This is a genomic window from Vibrio genomosp. F10 str. 9ZD137, assembly GCF_049974785.1.
In the GTDB taxonomy this organism is placed as follows: domain Bacteria; phylum Pseudomonadota; class Gammaproteobacteria; order Enterobacterales; family Vibrionaceae; genus Vibrio.
Window position 1 is genome coordinate 1 of sequence record NZ_JBNGCJ010000767.1, and the last position, 3554, is coordinate 3554.

Sequence of the window (3554 nt, forward strand, 5' to 3'; positions counted from 1 at the left end):
TCATCGGCCATGACGGCGGCGCGTTTTTTCGACCAATGAGGTTCGCTGTAGCTACGCTTAATTAAGTGCCCAGCTAACGGCTCAATCCATTCAGGTTGGATCTTAGCGATGATGCGCCCCCAAAGTTTCGAGGTTTCAACAAGCTCGGCTGACATGATCCATTTGGGCTGTTTCTTAAATAGGCCAGACGCAGGGAAAATGCTAAAACGCGCGTTTCTTGCCCCTTGATATTCATTTTTCTCAGGGTCTTTAAAACCGATGTGAGAGAGCAAACCTGCCAAAATAGAGCTATGCACTTTTTCGTAAGACGCTTCTTCATCATTGAGTTTGAAGTCCATTTCTCGCATTGACTGATGAATCTGGAAGTAAACATCTTGCCATTCACGGACTCTGAGATAATTCAAAAAGTCTTTCTTACACTGCTTACGGAATTGATTGCCGTTCAGCTCTTTTTGTTGCTCTTTTATGTAATTCCATAAATTGACAAACGTGAGGAAATCAGACTCTTCATGGAAGAAACGCTTATGCTTTTCATCTGACGCTTGTTTTTTCTCTGATGGTCTTTCCCTAGGATCTTGGATAGAAAGTGCCGAGGTAATGATCATCAACTCTTTCAAGCAACCGTTACGACTCGCTTCAAGTACCATGCGAGCCAGACGCGGATCAATCGGCAATCGAGCCAGTTTACGACCCATTGGTGTTAAGCGTTTTTTATCGCTACCGGCGTCTTTACGCGGTTTGTTGTCACTGGCAATCGCGCCCAATTCTTCTAAAAGACGGACACCATCTTGAATGTTGCGCTTATCTGGCGCTTCAACGAATGGGAAGGCTTGAATATCTCCAAGGCCCAGTGACGTCATTTGTAAGATAACCGACGCTAAGTTGGTACGCAGAATTTCTGGATCGGTGAACTCTGGGCGCGATTCAAAATCTTCTTCTGAATACAGACGAATACAAACACCTTCGCTAACACGACCACAACGCCCTTTACGCTGGTTGGCGCTAGCTTGAGAAATTGGCTCAATAGGCAGTCTTTGCACTTTGGTTCGGTAACTGTAACGGCTGATTCGAGCTGTACCTGGGTCAATCACGTACTCGATACCCGGAACCGTAAGCGAGGTTTCTGCTACGTTGGTCGCTAGGACAATACGTCGGCCATTGTGTGGCTGGAATATCTTGTTTTGCTCGCTCGATGACAACCTTGCGTACAACGGCACGATCTCAGTATCACGCAGATTTCGTTTTCCGAGCGCATCAGCGGTGTCTCGTATTTCTCGCTCACCATTCATGAAGATAAGAATATCGCCAAGGCCTTCACAACACAGCTCATCGACCGCTTCAAAAATGCCTTCTAGCTGATCTCTGTCGGTATCGTCTTCCCCACTTAATGGGCGGTACCGTGTATCTACTGGGTAGGTTCTACCTGATACTTCAATGATTGGGGCATCATTAAAGTGCTTTGAAAAACGTTCAGGATCGATGGTTGCCGAGGTAATAATTATCTTCAGATCAGGGCGGCGCGGTAACAACTCTTTCAAATAACCAAGAATGAAGTCAATGTTCAGGCTGCGTTCGTGCGCTTCATCAATAATGATGGTGTCATATTGGTTCAAAAAACGATCGTGGCTAATTTCAGCCAATAAAATACCGTCGGTCATCAATTTGATCTGGGTATTATCGGAAATCTGATCATTGAATCGAACTTTATAACCAACAAACTCACCCAGCGGAGTCTTCATTTCCTCCGCTATGCGGTTAGCCACAGAACGTGCGGCGAGTCGCCTTGGTTGGGTATGGCCAATTAAACCGTATTTCCCACGACCCAACTCGGCACAGATTTTCGGTATCTGCGTTGTTTTTCCTGAGCCTGTTTCACCAGCAACGATGACCACCTGATGGTTTTCTATCGCTTTGGCAATATCATCACGTCGTTGGCTTACGGGTAAAATATCTGGGTATTCTATGGTGGTTTTATAATCGAAGCGCTGCTGCGCCGTCATCATCGATTGGGCGATATCTAACGCGATTTCGTCAAATACACTATTCCGTGCCGCTTCTTTTTTAATTTTACTTGCGCCACTAATACGTTTGCTGAGACGAAATCTATCGCGCAACATGCATTCACTCAATGCTTTACGTAGTGATTGAGCGCTATTCGCCGACTGAACTGGGGCTTCTTTTTTAGGCTGAGACGAGGTCAAAGCAATTCCTATTTAGCTAGACAGAAAAACTGTGCGGATTGTAGCACTTTCCGGTTTCGAGAAAAAACAAATCAAAAAACGCCCACTAGCACTGAAACCAATGGGCGCTTTTCTGATTTTACGATTTAGAAATCAAACTGAACATAAACCGTATTGTAGTTGCTGCCACCTTTAATTCGACCATACTGAGAGGATTTTTCAAAAATCGCAGATCGATGATGAAGCGAGTAGCCTACCCACATATTGTTCAAGTCTGTTTGATTAAACAGATCACCCACATTTACATCAAAGGAGAAATCCAAATAATTCAATAAATTACTCGGAACTTTATCTTTTTCAACCATCTCTTTGCCTTCGAGATAAGTGACATTATCAATATAAGACAAACCTTCTGCCACACCAAAGCGCCACTTTGTCGGCCAATTCAATGTGTAGTACGCTTTGATCGCGGCAACATATTCCGTGCTTGATGACTGAACATCTGACGACCAATGATGCACTAAACCTGGCGTTAAATAGATATCAAGCGGCAGACCAAATAATTCGTCAGTGAGTGGATGACCATAAAATACAGAGCTTAATTGATTATTAAATTCATCTTTCTCAACATTAAATTTCATAATGTCGCCAATATTTGATGGCGTTCCCCAACCATGTGCGACCCGAACATAACGCTTGTTGTTGAGCTCTGTTTTAGGCGCTTTGGTTTTATCGTTAAAGAAGCCAAAACCAAGGTAGAGCTCACCTTGATAAAGATCTTTAACCACATCACTGGCATAAGCATTGCTATCAAGTCGAGTGACCGCGGTTGAGCCTAGTAAGTAGAGGTTGGAAATGACATGATAACGAGCTTCAATACCTATGGTGGCATCTATGCCTGCATCAACAATTTGTCCTTCGGAGTAATTAGAGAAACCATAGTAAGTGCTATTAAAGTCCTTACTTTTATAGCGTAATGTTACCCTGGGTTTAAACTCCCAATCGCCAGATTCAAACTCCCCTTTAATGGTCGCGTTACTGTGCCAATTAAAATGGCTGTCGGACATAAATTCAAAATCAGTCGTCCATGTGTCGTCTAATCGGTACCCGAGCTGAAAACCGATATCTCCGGTATCCCCCTCATAACGATTTTGAGTACTCGCAGGAATATCAACAAAGCGCATTCGAGCCAGTATATTGAGCTCAAAACGCGCATCGTCTGGCTTATAGAGATACGCACCAAATTCTGTGCCCTCAATGAATACATAATCATTTTTAAAGAACAGCATAGGGATAAAAGTACCGACAGAACGGTCACCGATATCGTTGTAATAGGGAATAGAGGCAAGCCTTGTCATAGATCGGAAGAGCGGT

General features: G+C 43.8%; 2 protein-coding genes. Both read right to left on the bottom strand.

Annotated elements, in window-relative coordinates; translation table 11 throughout:
- Positions 1–2201 (bottom strand): ATP-dependent RNA helicase HrpA (gene hrpA / locus ACP45E_RS17985; protein WP_069585368.1); only part of this gene is annotated, 2201 nt, incomplete at its 3' end.
- 125 nt (positions 2202–2326) lie between these two features.
- Positions 2327–3554: MipA/OmpV family protein (locus ACP45E_RS17990; protein WP_069585370.1), on the bottom strand; the 1228-nt coding region annotated here is incomplete at its 5' end.